Origin of the sequence: Kaistia sp. UC242_56, assembly GCF_044452255.1 — a bacterium.
Taxonomy (GTDB): domain Bacteria; phylum Pseudomonadota; class Alphaproteobacteria; order Rhizobiales; family Kaistiaceae; genus Kaistia; species Kaistia defluvii_A.
The window spans coordinates 4,421,887-4,440,040 of sequence record NZ_JBIOAN010000002.1 but is presented as its reverse complement, the minus strand read 5'-3'; the positions used below and the strand labels follow the sequence as shown (position 1 = coordinate 4,440,040).

General features: G+C 67.1%; 15 protein-coding genes. 5 read left to right on the top strand and 10 right to left on the bottom strand.

The features are described from left to right. Positions 1-44: 44 nt before the first annotated feature. On the bottom strand, positions 45-1,487 hold the full coding sequence (locus ACHMWQ_RS23605) for an outer membrane beta-barrel protein (protein WP_396309339.1): 1,443 nt from the start codon (positions 1,485-1,487) through the stop codon (positions 45-47). Positions 1,488-1,720: 233 nt separating this feature from the next. Between ACHMWQ_RS23605 and ACHMWQ_RS23600 the strand changes: the two genes are divergently transcribed. Continuing rightward, positions 1,721-2,689, top strand: a complete 969-nt coding sequence (locus ACHMWQ_RS23600; RefSeq protein WP_396309338.1) for an SIS domain-containing protein — start codon at positions 1,721-1,723, stop codon at positions 2,687-2,689. 168 nt (positions 2,690-2,857) lie between these two features. Here the strand turns inward: ACHMWQ_RS23600 and ACHMWQ_RS23595 are convergent, their stop codons facing one another. The 3 genes from ACHMWQ_RS23595 to hemH all read right to left on the bottom strand — a co-directional run bounded on the left by ACHMWQ_RS23595 (position 2,858) and on the right by hemH (position 5,423). Next, positions 2,858-3,304: an NfeD family protein gene (locus ACHMWQ_RS23595; RefSeq protein WP_396309337.1), complete on the bottom strand. Its 447-nt coding sequence runs from the start codon at positions 3,302-3,304 to the stop codon at positions 2,858-2,860. After that, entirely contained in the window at positions 3,304-4,293 is a 990-nt protein-coding gene (locus tag ACHMWQ_RS23590; RefSeq protein ID WP_354551440.1) for an SPFH domain-containing protein, read from the bottom strand. The genes ACHMWQ_RS23595 and ACHMWQ_RS23590 overlap by 1 nt, the downstream gene beginning before the upstream one ends. 77 nt (positions 4,294-4,370) lie before the next feature. Next, a complete protein-coding gene (gene hemH, locus ACHMWQ_RS23585) occupies positions 4,371-5,423 on the bottom strand; it encodes a ferrochelatase (protein WP_354551438.1) in 1,053 nt (350 codons plus the stop codon). A 170-nt stretch (positions 5,424-5,593) separates the two neighbouring features. On the opposite strand from hemH, the gene ACHMWQ_RS23580 reads away from it, so the two are divergent. After that, complete coding sequence (locus tag ACHMWQ_RS23580) at positions 5,594-7,096, top strand: bifunctional metallophosphatase/5'-nucleotidase (RefSeq protein WP_396309336.1); 1,503 nt, start codon at positions 5,594-5,596, stop codon at positions 7,094-7,096. A 184-nt stretch (positions 7,097-7,280) separates the two neighbouring features. Here ACHMWQ_RS23580 and ACHMWQ_RS23575 read toward each other — a convergent pair whose 3' ends face one another. Further along, positions 7,281-8,408 (bottom strand): TRAP transporter substrate-binding protein, encoded by a 1,128-nt coding sequence (locus tag ACHMWQ_RS23575; RefSeq protein WP_396309335.1) that lies wholly within the window; start codon positions 8,406-8,408, stop codon positions 7,281-7,283. Between the two features lie 202 nt (positions 8,409-8,610). Between ACHMWQ_RS23575 and ACHMWQ_RS23570 the strand changes: the two genes are divergently transcribed. Next, a complete protein-coding gene (locus ACHMWQ_RS23570) occupies positions 8,611-9,396 on the top strand; it encodes a gamma-glutamyl-gamma-aminobutyrate hydrolase family protein (protein ID WP_396309334.1) in 786 nt (261 codons plus the stop codon). Positions 9,397-9,579: 183 nt separating this feature from the next. On the opposite strand, the gene ACHMWQ_RS23565 is transcribed toward ACHMWQ_RS23570, so the two are convergent. From ACHMWQ_RS23565 to ACHMWQ_RS23545, 5 genes are all read right to left on the bottom strand, one after another. Then, complete coding sequence (locus ACHMWQ_RS23565; protein WP_396309333.1) at positions 9,580-10,683, bottom strand: nickel/cobalt transporter; 1,104 nt, start codon at positions 10,681-10,683, stop codon at positions 9,580-9,582. Beyond that, positions 10,680-11,324 carry a DUF1007 family protein gene (locus ACHMWQ_RS23560; RefSeq protein ID WP_354551430.1) on the bottom strand — a complete coding sequence of 215 codons (645 nt, stop codon included), beginning with the start codon at positions 11,322-11,324 and terminating at the stop codon, positions 10,680-10,682. Before ACHMWQ_RS23560 ends, ACHMWQ_RS23565 begins: the two co-directional genes overlap by 4 nt. A 376-nt stretch (positions 11,325-11,700) precedes the next feature. Further along, the gene (locus tag ACHMWQ_RS23555; RefSeq protein ID WP_354551428.1) at positions 11,701-12,609 is read right to left on the bottom strand and encodes a LysR family transcriptional regulator; all 909 of its coding nucleotides are present in this window, start codon (positions 12,607-12,609) and stop codon (positions 11,701-11,703) included. 71 nt (positions 12,610-12,680) lie between these two features. Further along, complete coding sequence (locus tag ACHMWQ_RS23550) at positions 12,681-13,865, bottom strand: amidase (RefSeq protein WP_396309332.1); 1,185 nt, start codon at positions 13,863-13,865, stop codon at positions 12,681-12,683. Positions 13,866-13,980: 115 nt separating this feature from the next. Continuing rightward, on the bottom strand, positions 13,981-15,570 hold the full coding sequence (locus tag ACHMWQ_RS23545) for a gamma-glutamyltransferase family protein (protein WP_396309331.1): 1,590 nt from the start codon (positions 15,568-15,570) through the stop codon (positions 13,981-13,983). Between the two features lie 750 nt (positions 15,571-16,320). On the opposite strand from ACHMWQ_RS23545, the gene ACHMWQ_RS23540 reads away from it, so the two are divergent. After that, positions 16,321-17,454 (top strand): type III PLP-dependent enzyme, encoded by a 1,134-nt coding sequence (locus tag ACHMWQ_RS23540; RefSeq protein ID WP_354551425.1) that lies wholly within the window; start codon positions 16,321-16,323, stop codon positions 17,452-17,454. A 13-nt stretch (positions 17,455-17,467) separates the two neighbouring features. After that, complete coding sequence (locus tag ACHMWQ_RS23535) at positions 17,468-18,040, top strand: GNAT family N-acetyltransferase (protein ID WP_396309330.1); 573 nt, start codon at positions 17,468-17,470, stop codon at positions 18,038-18,040. Positions 18,041-18,154 lie beyond the last annotated feature (114 nt).

Sequence of the window (18,154 nt, the reverse complement as noted above, 5' to 3'; positions counted from 1 at the left end):
GAACGTGTCGGGTTGATGACACGGCAAACGAAATCAGCTGAAAATCAACGCTGCAGGCGCAAACCGACCGTGACGGTGGTGGTCGGATAGTCTCCGCCCGGCTGCGCACTCTTGTAGTATTCCTGCGAGAAACGGCCGACAAGCCAGGCGGCGCGATTGATTTTCCACGTCACCCCGAAGCCGGCTTCATAGGTCACGTCGGCGGCGTTGATGCCCTGGTAGTCCTGGTACTGGTAGCCGAGGTCGGCCTCGAGCGTCAGGTTGCGGCGCAGCGCATGCTGGGCCTTCAGCCCGACATCGTAGACGATCGAGCCGGCGGAGCTCGAATCCGTCGTCGGATCGACATAGGTGGCGGCGCGCAAAGTGAAGTTGGTCAGCTCGGTCGGCGCCCACAGCACGTTGCCGTCAATGGTCATGGCATTCAGCGGCTGGAACGCATTGTCGTCATAGCGCTCGTGATGCCAGCCGATGGCGAGTTCGCCCCGGAGCACCGGATCCGCCGAATAGGCGATGCCGCCGCGCAGCGTCACGCCCTGGCTGGCGCGACTGAAGCCGTTGGGATCGATCTTCTGGCGGAAGCTGCGGTCGGAAAGCTCGGCCTCGACGAAGGGGGTGAGAACCGGCGTCACCTCGTAGCCGACGCGGGCGGCGGCGCTGACCAGGGTGTTGTCGCGGTAGCCCTGCGGGATGGTGACGTCGCCGGCCTTGCCGTCTTCATAGCCGGAATAGGCGATGTTGCTGCGCAGCTGCAGCACGGTGCGGCCCAGCGTGCCATCCAGCGTCGCCCCGGCCGCATAGGTGTTGATCCCCGGCGGGTTGTCGACGCCGGTCGGGTAATCGAGGTTGGAGAGCGACTGCGTCTCGTAATTATAGGCCGCCCGCAGACGCAGCGCCCAGTCGCGCGGCAGGTCGATGCGGGCATTGGCTTCGGCATCCACGGTCGGCTTCGGGGCGACGGAGGTGTCGGTGAAATAGTCGTAGGTGCCGTGGAACTTGAAGTCGAGCGCGTGCCGGCTCCAGTCCGACCTGACGATCAGGTCCGGCACCAGGGTCAGCAGCCCCGACGGTCCCCCGGTCGCGGAACCCGCCGCGTTCGAGGTATAGCCGCCGCGCAATTCGATCGAGGGCAGCACGGTGAAGCTGCCCATGCGGATGCCGAGCGGGTCGTAGCTGGAGGCATCGAGCGCATCGGCGGTGCGGTTGCGCGGCCGGGCCGGCTCGTCCTCCTCGGCGATGATCGGCGCGATGCGCTCGGTGCGCACGGCGCGGCCGGTTTGCAGCGGCTCGTCGCGGCCGGTGCCGGTGGTCTCTGTCGGCAGGGTGAGGTCGACGGCGGCCTGTCCGTCGCTGCCGCGCAGGCTGCCGAAGGCGTCGGTGTCGTCGAGCAGAGCGGCCGGCAGGGCGGCGTCCTGGGCCCGGGCAACCGTCGTCGATGCGAGCGCCGTGAGGAGCGCCGCCGACAGGATGAGCCGGACTGGAATGTGCATTGCCGCTTGCCGTGGCCTTCTGACGAAAACGGGTAGCGACCGGCGAGCCGGACACTATGGTTTCCGAACCGTAAACGGCCTTGGTTAAGAGAAGGTTGTCACGGCCTCTCCGCCGCACAGCGTTTTCCGGCGGCGCGGGCTGGCCGGGCATGCTAAAAGCCCGCCAGAAAACGGATGCGGAGTGAACGATGCCGGTGGCGGGCAAGACAGGCGAACATCGGACGAGCGTGGAGATGGCGGGTCCGTCGGTCGCCTCGGCGCTCCGGACGCTGGAAAGCGAGCGCGCCGGCCTCGATGCCCTCGCCGCCGCCTTCGCCGGGCCGCTGGCCGCGCCCTTCGCCGAAGTCGTCGACATGATCCGCGCCCATGGCGGCCGCGTCGTCGTCACCGGCGTCGGCAAGAGCGGCCATGTCGGCGTCAAGATCGCGGCGACGCTGGCGTCCACCGGCACGCCGGCCTTCTTCGTCCATGCCGCCGAGGCGAGCCATGGCGATCTCGGCATGGTCGGCCGCGACGACATTATCCTGGCGCTGTCCTGGTCAGGCGAGACGGCGGAACTGCGCGCTGTGGTCGAATATGCGAGCCGCTTCCGCACGCCGCTGATCGCCGTCACCTCCAATGCCGACAGCACGCTGGGCCGCCAGGCGAGCCATGTGCTGGCGCTGCCGCGCGCCGAAGAGGCCTGTCCGCATGGCCTTGCGCCGACGACCTCGGCGGTTATGCAATTGGCGCTGGGCGATGCGCTCGCCATTGCTCTGCTCGAGACGCGCGGCTTCACGGCGCAGGATTTCCGCCTGTTCCATCCCGGCGGCAAACTGGGCGCCAGCCTGCATTTCGTCCGCGACGTGATGCACAAGGGCGCGTCGATGCCGGTGGCGCCTTCCGGCGCGCCGATGACGGAAGCGATCGTGACGATGACCGCCAAGGGATTGGGCTGCCTCGGCGTGATCGACGGCGACGGCGCGCTGATCGGCATGATCACGGATGGCGACCTGCGCCGTCATATCGGGCCGGACCTGCTGTCGCGCAGCGTCGACCAGGTGATGACCCGCTCGCCGAAGACGATCCAGCCCGACATGCTGGTGGGCGCGGCAATCGATCGGCTGAACGCCGCCAAGATCACCGTGCTGTTCGTGGTCGAGGACGACCGGCCCGTCGGCGTGCTGCACATGCACGACCTGCTGCGCATCGGCGTAGCGTAGGGTTTTTTCACCTCTCCCATAGGGAGAGGTCGGAGCGAAGCTCCGGGTGAGGGGTTGAGGCTGACGTGGAGAGGACTGAACCCCTCACCCGCCGGCCTTTGGCCGTCGACCTCTCCCTGTGGGAGAGGTGAAGCAAGATCGAGGCTATCCGTCATCGATATTGGCTTGTTACGCCGCCACGACCTTCAGGACGGCGCCGTCGAAGCCGGTGACGCGGACGCGGGTGCCGGCCGGCAGGTCGGGGCCGGTGACGCTCCAGGTCGTGTCATCGATGCGGATGCGGCCATGACCGTTGGAAATCGGTTCGGCCAGTGGATAGACGCCGCCGACGAAGCGCGCCGCGCGCTGGTTCAGATGCGGCTGGTCGCCCGGGCGACGCTCGCGCGAATAGAAGCGCCGGCCGAGAATGACCAGGACCAGTGCCAGCGCGACGAACAGGATCGCCTGTGCCTGCCAGCTCACCACGACGAGAAGCGCCAGCGCGCCGACGATCAGCGCGGCGATGCCGAACCACAGGAAGAAGGCGCCGGGCGCCAGCACCTCGACGCCGAGCAGCAGCAGGCCGAGGATCCACCAGCTCCAGGGGCCGAGCTGCCGGACCGCCTCGACGATCATTAGAACGATCCTTCGCCGGAACGCGGCACGCTGGAGGTCTGGCGGCGGCGCTGGGCGGGTTCCGGGTCGGGGCCGCCAAAGGCGCCGCGCGCGAGTTCCGCGATGCCGCCAATCGAGCCGATCAGCGCCGTCGCCTCGACGGGCAGCATCAGCACCTTCTGGTTGGGGGCGGAGGCGAGCTTTTCCAGGGCCTTGGTATAGCCCTGCGCGACGAAATAGTTGATCGCCTGCACGTCGCCGGCCGCGATCGCCTTGCTGACCAGCTCGGTCGCCTTGGCCTCGGCTTCCGCCGAGCGCTCGCGCGCCTCGGCATCGCGGAAGGCGGCCTCGCGCCGGCCCTCGGCCTGCAGGATCTGCGCCTGCTTCTCGCCCTCGGCCTTCAGGATGGCCGACTGGCGCGCGCCTTCCGCCTCAAGGATCTGGGCGCGCTTCTCGCGCTCCGCCTTCATCTGCCGGCCCATGGAATCGACGAGATCGGCCGGCGGCACGATGTCCTTGATCTCGATGCGGGTGATCTTGATGCCCCAGGAAGCGGCGGCGGAATCGACGACGCGCAGCAGCCGGTCGTTGATCTCGTCGCGATGCGACAGCAGCTGGTCGAGATCCATCGAGCCCATGACGGTACGGATATTCGTCATGGTCAGGTTCAGCAGCGCGTTCTTGAGGCCGTTCACCTCATAGGCGGCGCGGGCCGCGTCCAGCACCTGGTAGAAGGCCACGCCATCGACCGAGACGGTGGCGTTGTCCTTGGTGATGATTTCCTGCGTCGGGACGTCGAGCACCTGCTCCATCATGTTCATCTTCGCGCCGATGCGGTCGATGAAGGGGACGATCAGGTTGAGGCCGGGCGACAGGGTGCGGGTATAGCGGCTGAAGCGCTCGACCGTATAGCTATGCCCCTGTGGCACTGTCTTGATGCCGGCGATCAGCACCAGAATGACAAGAACGACGACCACCAGCACCGTGATGTCGAAACCGAAAAATCCCATCGCCCAATCCCTCTGCCACGCCTGTCGCGGTCAGAGGAGGTGTAGGGATTTCGATCCGGCGACGCAATTGGCGCCGGTCACACCCAGCCGAGCAGTTCGCGGCGCACGAGGTGTTCCAGGAGGGCCATGCCTTCCGGGCTGTCGTTGAGACAGGGAAGGGCGGCAAACTGCTCGCCGCCATGGTGGCGGAAGATCTCGGCGTTCTCGCCGGCGATTTCTTCCAGCGTCTCGACGCAATCGGCCGAGAAGCCCGGCGTCACCACGGCGATGCGCTTGACGCCGGCCTTGGCCAGGGCCTCGACGGTCTTGTCGGTATAGGGCTGCAGCCATTCCGCCTTGCCGAAGCGCGACTGGAAGGTGGCGCGCAGCTTGTCCTTCGGCCAGCCAAGCTGTTCGCGCAGCAGGCGGGCGGTCTTCACGCAATGGCAGTGATAGGGATCGCCCAGCTCGAGATTGCGCTTGGGCAGGCCGTGGAACGACGCGAGCACGATCTCCGGCTCGAAATCGAGCGCCGCGATCGAGCGCTCGACCGAGGTGGCGAGTGCCGCGATATAGACGGGGTCGTCGTGATAGGCGGGCATGGTGCGGACGGCCGGCTGCCAGCGCATGGTGCGCAGCTTGTCGAAGGCCTTGTCGTTGACCGTCGCCGTCGTCGTAGCGGAGTATTGCGGATAGAGCGGCGCGATCAGGATCCGGTCGCAGCCGGCGCGCTTCAGCCCGTCGATCTTTTCCGCGATTGAGGGGGTGCCGTAGCGCATCGCCCACTCGACGACGATCTTGCCATTGTCGGCAAAGGCGGCCGAGAGCTTGTCGGACTGCGAGCGGGTGATGGTGCGCAAGGGCGATTCGTTGCGCTCCTTGTTCCAGATCGACTCGTAGTTCTTGCCGGATTTCTGCGGGCGCGTCGTCAGGATGACGCCGTTCAGCAGCGGCCACCAGATCAGCTTCGGCACCTCGATGACGCGCGGATCCGAAAGAAATTCCTTCAGATAGCGCCGCATCGACCAATAGTCGGTCGCATCCGGCGTTCCGAGATTGACGAGGAGCACGCCGACCCGGCCGATCGAAATCGGCGGATGGTCGGCAGGCTTGCTCTTGGGAGGGGCGATATCGGCGGTCTGGCTGGTCATCGTGCCGGAACTTACCCTCAACCTCGCGCGGCGCGAAGGGGTGGGGTGCATTTTCATCCGTCGCGCGTTGTCGCAGCGCCGTTCGCGCGTCGGCGCTATGCGATTGCAACATGAGCATGGCATGCTTGGCCTACACGCCCCTCGCACAACCCTGACCGGAGATCGCCCTCATGTTCGGACGCCAGCGCAGCCTGCGATTCGGCCTTCTCGCCTTCGCCGCCCTTGTCGCGATGCCGGCATGGGCCGCGCCGGTGACGATCACCTTCGTGCAGACCAACGACATCGACCGGATGGAGGAACTGGACGGTCGCGGCGGTTTTGCCAAGCTGGCCACCGTCGTCGAGGCCGAGCGCGCCAAGGGGCCGACTCTGTTCGTCCATTCCGGCGACACCATCTCGCCGTCGCTGCTCTCGGGCATCGACAAGGGCGTCCACATCATCGACATCCTCAACCAGATGAAGGTCGATGTGATGACGCCCGGCAACCACGAATTCGATTTCGGGCCGGACGTCTTTCACGCGCGCATCGGCGAGGCGACGTTTCCCGTTGTCACCTCGAACATCCGCGAAAAGGACGGCAGCCAGCCGAAGAACACGATCGACGAGAAGATCGTCGAGATCGAGGGCATCAAGATCGGCTTCTACGGCCTGACCACCGAGGACACGCCGGTGGTCGCCACCTCGGGCGACACGGTCTTCAACCCTTCGATCGAGACCGGCAAGGCCAAGGGCAAGGCGCTGCGCGAGGCGGGCGCGGATTTCGTCGTCGCCGTCGTGCACACGCCGCTTTCAGTCGATATCGCGCTGGTGCGCAACCACGCCGCCGATCTGGTGCTGTCCGGCCATGACGAGCACCTGCTGACCTTCTTCGACGGCAAGACGGCGCTGACGGAATCCGGCGCGCAGGCGGAGAGCATCGTCGTCACGCGGGTGACGATCGACAAGAGCGAGAAGGACGGCAAGACGAAGGTCGAGTGGCGGCCGCATTTCGAGATCATCGACAGCGCCACCGTGACGCCAGATCCGAAGATCGCCGGCGTGGTGAAGGCCTATCAGGACAAGCTCGACGCCGAGCTGAAGGTCGAGATCGGCACCACCCAGACGCCACTCGACAGCCGCCGCGCCACGGTGCGCGGCGAAGAAGCGGCGATCGGCGACCTGATCGCCGATGCGATGCGCGCCTCGGTCGGCGCCGACATCGCCCTCACCAATGGCGGCGGCATACGCGCCGACAAGGAATATCCGGCCGGCACCGTGCTGACGCGCGCCGATGTCTTCAGCGAGCTGCCCTTCGGCAACAAGACGGTGAAGCTGGCCGTCACCGGCAAGGCGCTGAAGGCGGCGCTCGAAAGCGGCTTCAGCCTGGCGGAGGCGGCGGCGGGCCGCTTCCCGCAGGTCTCGGGCCTCGTCGTCGAGGTCGACCTGAAGCAACTGCCCGGCATGCGGGTGAAGAGCGTCACGGTGAACCGTGAGCCGCTCGACCCGGACAAGAAATACACGCTCGCCACCAACGACTATGTCGCCGATGGCGGCGACGGCTATGTCGCGTTCAAGGACGCGGCGCGGCTGATCAGCCCGGTCGACGCCAAGCTGATGGCGAGCGACGTGATCGACTATATCGCGGCGCAGAAGACGATCGCCCCGAAGCCGGAAGGCAGGATCGTGTTCCGGTAGGTTCGGGAAGGTTAGGAAAGGCCCTCACCCCAGCCCTCTCCCGCGAGCGGGAGAGGGGGGGATCGCCGGCTCCCGGCATTTCCCAAGCTTCAGCGCGACTGGCACACTCCGGCATCATCCTGAGGCGCTTCGCTTCAGCGAAGCCTCGAAGGAGGATCCAGCGGAGGGACGATGGGCTTGAACCCTAGAGCCCCTTGGCCTGCTGGGCGAAGCCGAAGCTCTCGAACGAGAATTCGGCGACACGGAACGACTGGTAGATCTGGTCGCGGAACAGCTTCCACGGCTCGTAGATCGCCTTGAAGCGCGGGTGCTCTGCCGCGAGTTCGGCATAGAGCTCGAACGACGCCTTGTAGGCGGCCTCCAGAAGGTCGGTCGGGAAGGGCCGCAGTTGCACCCCCTTGTCGATCAGGCTGCGGATGGCCGTGTTGTTGCGCACATCGTAGCGGGCGAGCATCTCGTGCGAGGCCTGGCCGGCGGCCGTGCGCAGCGCCACCTTGTAGAGCTCCGGCAGCGCCTCGAAGGCCGGGCGGTTGACGAGCAGGTGGACGGACGGTCCGCCCTCCCACCAGCCGGGATAGTAGTAATAGGGCGCGACCTTGTAGAAGCCGAACTTCTCGTCCTCATACGGCCCGCCCCATTCGGCGGCGTCGATCGTGCCATCGGCCAAGGCGGCATAGATCCCCTCGGGCGCGATCTGCTGCGGCTCGACGCCCAGCCGGGCGAGCACGGTGCCGCCGACGCCGGCGATGCGCATCTTCATGCCGGCGATCTCCGGCAGGCTGCGGATCTCGCGCCGGAACCATCCGCCCATCTGCGCGCCGGTATTGCCGACGACGAAGGAGACCAGGTCGTAGTTGGCATAGAAGGTGTCGAGCAGGTGCTGGCCGCCGCCATCCGTGATCCAGGCGTCCTGCATCCGGGCGTTCATGCCGAAGGGCAGGGCGGTGCCGATCGCGAAGGCGGGGTCGAGATCCATATAATAGTAGGAACAGGTCTGGTGGGCCTGGATCGTGCCGTTACGAACGGCATCCAGCGTCTCGGCGCCGGGCGCGAAATGGCCGGGCGTCTCGATCTCGATGCGAAACCGGCCGCCGGTCAGCGCCGCGATCGTGCGCGCCATCGCCTCGGCGCTGCCATGAATGGTTTCGAGCGAGGCGGGGAAGCTCGATTGCAGCCGCCAGACGATGTCGGGCAGGCTGGACGTGACCGCGGGGGCGGCCAGCGCGGGGGCGGCGGCGCCTGCCACCGCCACGCCGGGGGCGATGACGGCGGTACGCAGGAACGTGCGTCGATCCGGTCGGTTCGGAGCCATTCCTTACCTCCTGGTTGGTCAGGGCAGCCATCGCGGCCGGGACTCAACGCCTTTCGGCGGCTGTCTCGGCCGGGGCTGCCGGCGTCCGGGGGAACGCCTATGGGGGGCTCGGTGGGTAGCCGGCAGAGTTGGCGAAAAGACGGCTTTTTGCCATGGTCCGGTGTAAAAGGAGCGAAATGCCTCACAGCAAGCGATCTGGATCATGACGGAACTGAAGAATGCCTCGCCTCTCGTGGCCGTTGCGGCCGATGTGCGCGAGTTCGAGGGCTATCGCTGGCACGCCGCTTCCGAGACCTATGTGAAGGCGGTCCTGACCGGCGCCGGCGGCATTCCGGTGATCGTGCCGTCACTGGGCGACGCGCTCGACATCGAGGCGCTGCTGGAGCGGGTCGATGGCGTGCTGGTCACCGGCAGCCGCTCCAACGTCCATCCTTCGCTCTATGGCGAAAGCGCCGATCCGCGCACCGAGCCCTATGACCCGGCCCGCGATTCGACCACGCTGCCGCTGATCCGCGCCGCGATCCGGCATGGCGTGCCGCTGCTCGCCATCTGCCGCGGCCAGCAGGAACTCAACGTGGCGCTCGGCGGCACGCTGATCTCGGAAGTGCAGGAGCATCCCGGACGCCACGATCACCGCGCGCCGGTTTCCGAGGTCCAGGCCGAGCGCTTCGCGATCCGCCACCCGGTCCGGATCATCGCCGATGGCTGTTTCGCCCGCATCGTCGAGCGCGACGAGATCGAGGTGAACTCGCTGCACCGGCAGGCGATCGGCGAACTGGCCGAAGGGCTGGTCGTCGAGGCGTTGGCGGCGGATGGCACGATCGAGGCGGTCAGCGTCCGCGACGCGCCGGGTTTCGCCGTCGGCGTGCAATGGCATCCGGAATATTGGGTGACGACCGACGCGCCCTCCGCCCGGCTGTTCCGCGCCTTCGGCGAGGCGATGCGGGCGCGCCTGGCCTCGCGCGGTCGCCTGGCTGCGGCGGAGTAGGGAGGAGGCCCTTCCTTCACCTCTCCCTGAGGGAGAGGTCGGAGCCAAGCTCCGGGTGAGGGTTTAGGGAACCATCCGGGTAGAGCTGCGCCTTGCAAGAGCCAGAACGGCGAGGCCGTAAACCCTCCCCCGCCGCACTGCGTGCGTCGACCTCTCCCTCAGGGAGAGGTGAAGGAAGCGAAATTAGCCTGCGGCCAAGGCGCCGCCGAGCATCAGCAGGCCGAAGAGCAGGATGCCGCTGGCGACGGCGATCTGCAGGCCGTTGACGACGCGCAGCTGCGTCCGCGTCTCGCCGCCAGAAAAGCGCAGCGCCAGGTCCTTGGCCTTGACCGCCAGGGTCGCCAGCGCCGAGACCGTCAGACCGGTGCCGAGCGCCATCAGCAGCACTGACAGGATGCCGGCCCAATAGAGCTTCTGCGATACGGCGAAGACCAGCACGATGATCGCGCCCGAGCACGGTCGGATCCCGACGGCGAGGATCGCCGTCCAGGCCCGGCCGACGGTCAGCGGGCGGTCGAGCTGGGACGGGTCGGGCGCGTGCGAATGGCCGCAATCGCAAGCGAGGCTGGTCGCCCCGGACGGGACGCGGCTGTCGGCGAGCCCCGTGGCCGAAAACCCCGCATTGGCGAGGCCGGCGGGAGCGACCCGGGGCCCGAAGGCGAGATTGCGGCCGAGCCGGTGATGGGGATGATTGCAGGTCGCGGGATCATGCTCGACGACTGGCGCATCCGGATTGGACTCCTGGCCGCGTCCCGACAGCTTCATCCAGAGCAGCCAGACGCCGCAGAGCGCGATCAGCGCGTAGCTGGCGATCTCCAGCGCATCGGTCGCCCGCGTCATGGTCATCGCGGTCACGTTGAGAATCAGCGTGCCGACGGAAACCACGAGGATGGCGGTCAGCGCCTGCACCAGGGCGGAGGCAAAGGAGATGACGATGCCGCGCTTCAGCCGGTCGCCGGTGGCCAGCAGATAGGAGGCGATCACCGCCTTGCCATGGCCGGGGCCGACGGCGTGGAACACGCCATAGGCGAAGGACAGCGAGACCAGGATGAGGGCGGCGTGGCCGCTCTGCGACAGGTTGGCGAGCGCGTCGGTCAGGTCGCGGTAGAACACCGATTGCTGGCGCGCGATCCACTGGAAGAGCGGGGCGAGGGGGCCGGCCCAGCCGACTGTGCCGCCGCCATCGGGCGTGGCGATGCCGAACGGGCTCGGCGCGGCGAGGGCAAGGGTCGGCATCGCGCTGGCGGCGACGGCGCCGATCCAGCGAAAGGCGCGGGATGGCTTCATGAACAGCGGATCGTGATCTGGGCCGCGAGGCTCGAGGCCGCGTCGGCGAGTTCATCGGGCAGGTCGCGCTGGTCGGCCGGGATCGCGGCAAGCTTGGCCATGATGTCGGCGTCGAGCTCATGCGGCGGCGCGTAATGCGCCGTGCAATTGGCCGGCGCGCCGGTGAGCGTGATGGCGTGGTGCTTCACGAAGTTGAAGGCGACGAAATATTCGGGGTCGAACACTTCCAGCGTCGTCGTCTCGCCGACCGCGGTCGGCGTCTTCAGCGGCAGCGTGTAGAACAGCGTCAGCCGGCTGTCGTGGAAGTCGAGCCAGTATTCGGACGGCGCCTCGACCGGCGCGCGGCGGCCATTGACCTTCAGCCGGGTGAAGTAGTGGTAGTCCTTCAGCGACTCGACATTGACCTTGGCGAGCGGCTGCAATTCCTCGTCCGACAGCTTGCCGTCGCCATTGGCGTCGAGGCCCTGGATGGCGAAGGCCGTGAAGGCCTGGTCGAACTGCCAGATATGGCGGATCGCCGACATCTTGCCGTCGGCGTCGAACAGGATCTCCTCCTTCGCATCGACAAAGACATGCGGATGCGCCTGGGCTGCGGTCGCGAAGAGCGCGGCGAAGGCGAAGACGATCAGGGATCGAAGCATGCGATGGGTCTCTGCGGAAAGGCGAACGGCCTGAAAGGGCCAGACAAGTGCGGCCAGATCGTGTCGAGCCGGAGGGGCTGACTATCAGAGCAAGATCCCTCTTGCCGGATTCGGCCTTCTCACCTCTCCCTGAGGGAGAGGTTCGCACAACGTGATCTAGCCGCAAGAAAACGTGTTGCTCCGTCGTCATCCCGGCGAAGGCCGGGATCCATACACACCGGCCTTATCGGCAAAAAGCTGACCACGGCTCACTTGGCCGGTGTTCATGGGCCCCGGCCTTCGCCGGGGCGACGAGCTTCCATGCACCTCATTCCGCGCGTTGTTGAGGTCGTGCAGAAGTCTCCTCAGGGAGAGGTGAAGAAGTGCACAAAGCCCTCTAGCAATTGCCGCCATGCGGGCCGTTCTTGTCGAACCACTTCACCAGGAAGTCGATGAAGCTGCGCACCTTGCCCGAGAGATGGCGGCGGTGCGGATAGACGGCGTGGATGGCAGCGCTGGCGGGCTCGTAGGCCTCCAGCACGACGCGCAGACGGCCGGCCTCGATATCGTCCTTGACCACCAGATGCGGGACGATGGCGAAGCCGAGGCCGGACAGTGCCGCGAGGCGCGCGGCGTTGGGGCTGTCGACCTCGACGCGGCCCTTGACCGGCACCGTCACTCGCTCGCCGTCGATCAGGAACGGCCAGTTGGTGCGGTAGGCGACGTTGGAATCGATGACGCAGGGCTTGCCGGAAAGCTCCTCCGGGCGCTCCGGCAGGCCATATTGTTCCAGCACGGCGGGGCTTGCGACGGCCGAGATGCGGAACGAGGCGAGGCGGCGGGCGATCAGGCTTGAATCGGTCAGGGTCGAAATGCGGATGGCGACGTCGAAGCCCTCATCGACGAGATCGACGAAGCGGTCCTCCAGATGCAGCTCGAGCGAGATCTCCGGCTCGCTGACCACGAATTCCATGATCGCGCGGCCGAGCTCGCCATCGCCGAAGGTGCGCGGCGCCGAGACCTTGAGGCGGCCGCGCGGCGCGGCATGGGCGTCACCGACCGAGGACTGCAGGTCCTCGATCCGCTGCAGGATCTCGGTCGCGTCGCGGGCATAGCCCTGGCCGACCTCGGTCAGCGACAGGGTGCGTGTCGTGCGGTTGAGCAGGCGGGCGCCCAGTTCGTCCTCGAGTTCGCGGACATATTTGGAGATCAGCGCCTTCGAGCGGCCCATCTTGCGCGCGGCGGCCGAAAAACCGCCGGCCTCGACGACCTCGACGAAGGTCTTCATCCGGGTGAGCGTATCCATCGTGCCGCCTAGGGTATTTCGAGCGAAGGGGGAGCCGGCCCGCGCGAGGCGGCGTGAGCCGGCGAAGCGGACTAGCCGGCCATGATCCGGGCGGCGAGATCGATCAAGGCGCGGTCGCGGCCGGCCGGCGCGATCAGCGAGACGCCCAGCGGGCATCCCTCATGGTCGGCGAGCGGCAGGCTGATCTGCGGCAGGCCGGCGAGACCGGCGGTGCAGAGCATGGAAAGCGCGCGGTTGCGGTAGGATTCGAGCTCGTCGCCGCCAAGCCCGATGCGCGGTGCGATGCCGGGCGTGGTCGGGATGGCAAGGACGGTATTGTCGCCGAGCAGGCCGCGCACGCGCGCCCGGACCTGGGCGCGGCGCAGGGCGGCGGCGTCATATTCCTCGCGGGTGACGTGGCTCGCCCATTCGAAGCGCTCGCGCACGCCGGGGCCGAAGCTCGGCTGGCGGCTCTCGATCCATTCGCCATTCGCCTGCCAGGCTTCATAGGCCTGCATGGTGCGGAAGATCATGCGCCAGGCGGCGAGCCCATCCGGCGCGACGATGACGGCGCCGGCCGGCTCCAGATGCGCGGCGATGCGCGGCGTCGCCGAACGGACGGCGGCTTCTTCCAGTTCGCCGAGCAGCAGGGCGTGGATGTCGTCGCCGACCAGGAAGCGGGTCAGCGGCGTGTCGCTCTCGTCCTCGCCCAGCAGCACGGCGCCGACGCGGGAGAAGGTATCGGCGTCGCGGGCGAACCAGCCGACCGTGTCGAAGGTCTCGGCCAGCGGCGCGACACGCGAAATGTCGATGCGTCCATGCGTCGGGCGGATGCCGAGCAGGCCGTTATAGGAAGCCGGCGCGCGCACCGAGCCGCCGGTGTCGCTGCCGAGCGCGAAATCGACCAGGCCGCCGGAGACGGCGGTGGCCGAGCCGGAGGACGAGCCGCCCGGAATGCGGCCGGGCGCGCGGACGTTGATCGGCGTGCCGTAATGGTGGTTTTCGCCATTCATCGAATAGGCGAACTCGTCCGTGTGGACCTTGCCGACGAAGCGGGCGCCGGCATCGAGCAGGAGTTGCACGGCGGGCGCGGTCTCCGTCTTGTCGCCGCTCTCGGCGCGCTTCAGCGGGTGGCCGACGCCGGTCGGATAGCCGGCGACGTCATAGAGATCCTTGATCGCCATGGTGAGGCCGACGAGCGGCCCGGTCGGGGAGGACGGCACTTCAACGGCGGGATAGTCGACGAACGCATGGACCGGATCATTGGCGAGAAGCATGGGCGTCTATCGACTCCTGGATGGGATATCGGGGCGACGCCATCGCGGCGTCGCTTTGCAGGCGATTCATAGCGCCATTCTCGGGTATTTGCCAAAAAAGAGCGCGCCGGGCGCGTCAGGCGGCGATGGCGGCGCCGTCGGAACGTGGATCGCTTGCGCCGAAGATTCGGCCATCCTTGCGCCGCACCAGCGCGCCGGCATGGCCCATGGTGTCGGAATAGGCCTCGTCCAGCACGGCGACCTCGTGGCCGGCCCGCTCCAGCGCGATCAGAAGGTCGGGATCGAACCGGTTTTCCACGCGCAGATTGGTGTGGTCCGAGCCCCAGGTGCGGCCGAGCAGCCAGCGCGGGGCGTCGATCGCCTCGCCCAGATCCATGCCGAACAGCGCATGCCGGCTCATCAGGGCGGCCTGCGTCTGCGGCTGGCCTTCGCCGCCCATCGTGCCATAGCTCATGATGCGGCCATCGTCGAAGCGGGCGAGCGCCGGGTTCAGCGTGTGGAACGGCTTGCGGCCGGGCTCGAGCGGATTGAGCGCGCGCGGATCGAGCGAGAAGCTGGCGCCGCGGTTCTGCCAGGTGATGCCGGTCGCCGGCAGCACGACGCCGGAGCCGAACTCCCAGAAGATCGACTGGATATAGGAGACGGAGAGGCCGGAGGCGTCGATCGCGCCGAGCCATACCGTGTCGCCCTTCTTCGCCACCTGAGGCCAGGGCGCGGCGCGGGACATGCTGATCTGCGCCGCCTCGCGGTCGAGCACGCGCGGCGACAGATGCACGGAGAGATCGCCGGCGAAGATCGGGTCGGTGACATGCTTGTCGCGGATCAGGAAGGCGCGCTTGGTCGCCTCGACCAGCCCGTGAACATGCTCGAAGCTCTCGCCGCGCTTGACGTTGAGCCGCTCGAAGATGCCGAGGATCAGCAGCGAGGCGAGGCCCTGGGTCGGCGGCGGCGAGTTGAAGACCGTGGCGCCCTCGAGCCGGACGGAGAGGGGGGCGCGCAGGCGCGCCTCATGCGCGGCGAGATCGTCGCGCGTCACCGGGCATTCGAAGCGCTCGAGATCGCCGGCGATCTCGCTGGCGACGTCGCCCTTGTAGAAGTCGAGGAAGCCGGCGCGGCCGAGATGTTCGAGCGTATCGGCGAGGCGCTCCTGGCGGATCGTCGCGCCAAGCTCCGGCGCCTTGCCGTCGACCAGGAACACGTCGTTGAAGCCGGGGGCGGCGGAGAGGTCGGCCAGATGCTGCGCCGTCAGCCTTGCCTGCGAGCGGGTGACGCTTATGCCCTTCTTGGCATGTTCGACGGCGTTGGCGAGCAGGGTGGGGCGGTCGATCCGCCCGCCCAGGCTCTGCGACAGTTCATAGGCGGTGTTCCAGCCGGAAACCGCGCCGGCGACGGTGAGCGCCGCGTCGGGGCCGCGCGTCGGGATCGTGTCATAGCCCTTGCCGCGATAGGCCTTGATGGTGGCGAGCGAACCGGCGCCGCCGCAGGCTTCGAGATAGCGCGGATCCTTGCCGGGCTCGCGGATCAGCCAGAAGCCGTCGCCGCCAATGGCATTCATATGCGGGTAGACCACGGCGATGGTGGCGGCGGCGGCGATCACCGCTTCGATGGCGTTGCCGCCGGCCCGGATGATCTCGGCCCCCGCTTCCGCTGCAGCCCTGTGGGGGGCCACAACCATGCCCTTTTCGCCGACGACGGTCTCGTTCACATGCAGCACTCCTGTTGCCGCTTCTGCATAGGCGATCGGGCCGATTGCCGGAAGCACGAATCAATCGCAGTGGCGGGCGCGTTAAGCCTGTTTGGCAGGCGGAATCCGGCTCCTGGAGGGGGCTGCCAAGCCCCTGTGGCGACACAAAAATGTCGTGATTCCGTCATGTCGGCAGCGCTGCGGCCGCCCCTGCATGATTTTTGTGCCCGAGGGGCAAAAACCGCTTGAATGTTAACCGCGTTGGGCCTACGTACCGCTTGCCCAATTATCGCACGTGCCTGTGGTTGCGTGCCGACCGGTGGGGCTTCGGACAAGAGGCCGAAGCGACGCCCAAGACCCTCACAAAGAGAGGGTCCCAGGAGTTCGGGAGAGATCCCGATAAGGTCGGCAGCCGGAAAGCGAAACCGGTGAACTCCGTCTCCGCGGAGGACGCGACTTGAAGCAACGACGTAGCGGGCTTTTTTGGTCTCGGACGGCTCTCCATCGGCCGTAGTCACTGAAGAGGCACTACATCCTTGCCGGGCGTGCGGATCGGGTCTCCCGTTCCAAGCGAAGGCAGCGCTCACGATAAACGCTGGCCGTTTGTCCCAAGCGACTGCTACCCGCGAAAACTGCCGGCTTACCCCGGCAAAAACGGCTCGTCTTCAACGTTCCGATCGCGTCCATAGCGCTCGGCGCGGCGATTTCGCTCCGGTTTCGTCCCGCTTCGCAACGCTTTTCTGGCCTTGGCAGGCCATCGGGGAGACCCTCATGACCGCTCGCATCATCGACTTCCTCAATAGCCGACGTCCCGAAGGCCCGTGCCTTGTCGTGGATCTCGATGTCGTGCGGGAGAATTATCTCACCTTTGCGCACGCCCTGCCCGACACCCGCGTCTTCTATGCGGTGAAGGCCAATCCGGCTCCGGAAGTGCTGGCGCTGCTCGCCTCGCTCGGCTCGAACTTCGACTGCGCGTCGGTCGCCGAGATCGACATGGCGCTGGCTGCTGGCGCGACCCCGGACCGCATCTCCTTCGGCAACACCATCAAGAAGGAGCGCGACGTCGCCGCTGCCTTCGCGCGTGGCATCGACCTTTATGCGGTCGATTGCGAAGCCGAAGTCGACAAGGTCGCCCGCGCCGCTCCCGGCACCCGCGTGTTCTGCCGCATCCTGTGCGACGGCGCCGGCGCCGAATGGCCGCTTTCGCGCAAGTTCGGCTGCGAGCCCCAGATGGCTGTCGGCGTGCTCGAGCATGCCCATCGCCAGGGCCTGCGCGCCTATGGCGTTTCGTTCCATGTCGGTTCGCAGCAGGCGAACACCGAAGCCTGGGACGGCGCGCTCGCGTCGGCCGCCGGCATCTTCCACACGCTCGCAGAGCGCGGCATCCAGCTGTCGATGGTCAATCTCGGCGGCGGCTTCCCGACCCGTTATCTCAAGGAGATTCCGGGCGTGGAGAACTATGCCTCGTCGATCGACTCGGCCCTGAAGCGCCATTTCGGCAACCGGATCCCCGAGACGATCATCGAGCCGGGCCGCGGCATGGTCGGCAACGCCGGCATCATCAAGACGGAAGTCGTGCTGATCTCCAAGAAGAGCGACTCCGCCGACGACCTGCGCTGGGTCTATCTCGACATCGGCAAGTTCGGCGGCCTGGCCGAGACGATGGACGAGTCGATCCGCTACCCGATCCGCACGGCGCACGACCACGACGAGAAGACGGCCTGCGTGCTTGCCGGCCCGACCTGCGACTCGGCCGACGTCCTTTACGAAAAGACGCCGTATCACCTGCCGGTTTCGCTCTCGATCGGCGACGAAGTGCTGATCGAAGGCACGGGTGCCTATACGACGACCTATTCGGCCGTCGCCTTCAACGGCTTCAAGCCGCTCGAATCCTTCGTGATCTGAGGGAATTCCATCGATGATTCAGATCGACGTGGAGGCGCCCGGCGAAGCCGGCGCCCGGGAAATGCTGCTTGACCGGACCATGGGGCCGGATCGCCACCAGAAGACCTCCGAACGCCTGCGGGAAAATCGCCTGCCGGCGTCCGGCCTGGCTCTCGTCGCCCGCGATGGCGACGCGATCATCGGTACGGTCCGTCTGTGGAACGTTGCGGCCGGCGGCCGCGACGCGCTGCTGCTCGGGCCGCTGGCGATCGCGCCGGAACGGCAGAGCGAAGGCCTTGGCGGCAAGCTGATGCGCGCCGCGCTGAACCGCGCCGCCATGTTCGGCCATGGCGCCGTGATCCTGGTCGGCGATGCCGAATATTATGCCCGCTTCGGCTTTTCCGCCGCGGCGACGCAGAGCCTGCTGATGCCGGGGCCCGTGGAGCGCAAGCGCTTCCTGGCCCTGGAACTCCGCGAAGGCGCTCTCGACGGCGCTTCCGGAATGCTGGTCGCGACAGGCGACTGGTCGGTCCCGCCGCTCTCCGCGCCGGACTTTCCGCTGGTTGCAAGCCCGTCCGGGCTCGACCTGGCCGACACAAGCCGCTAGGCTCCCGCTTCAAACCGGTCGTGGATGGAAGAGCTGACGCTCCTCCATCCACGACTTTTTGTTTGTCACGAAGGAAGGGTACGGTACCCCACTTGTTGATTTCGACTTTGAGGA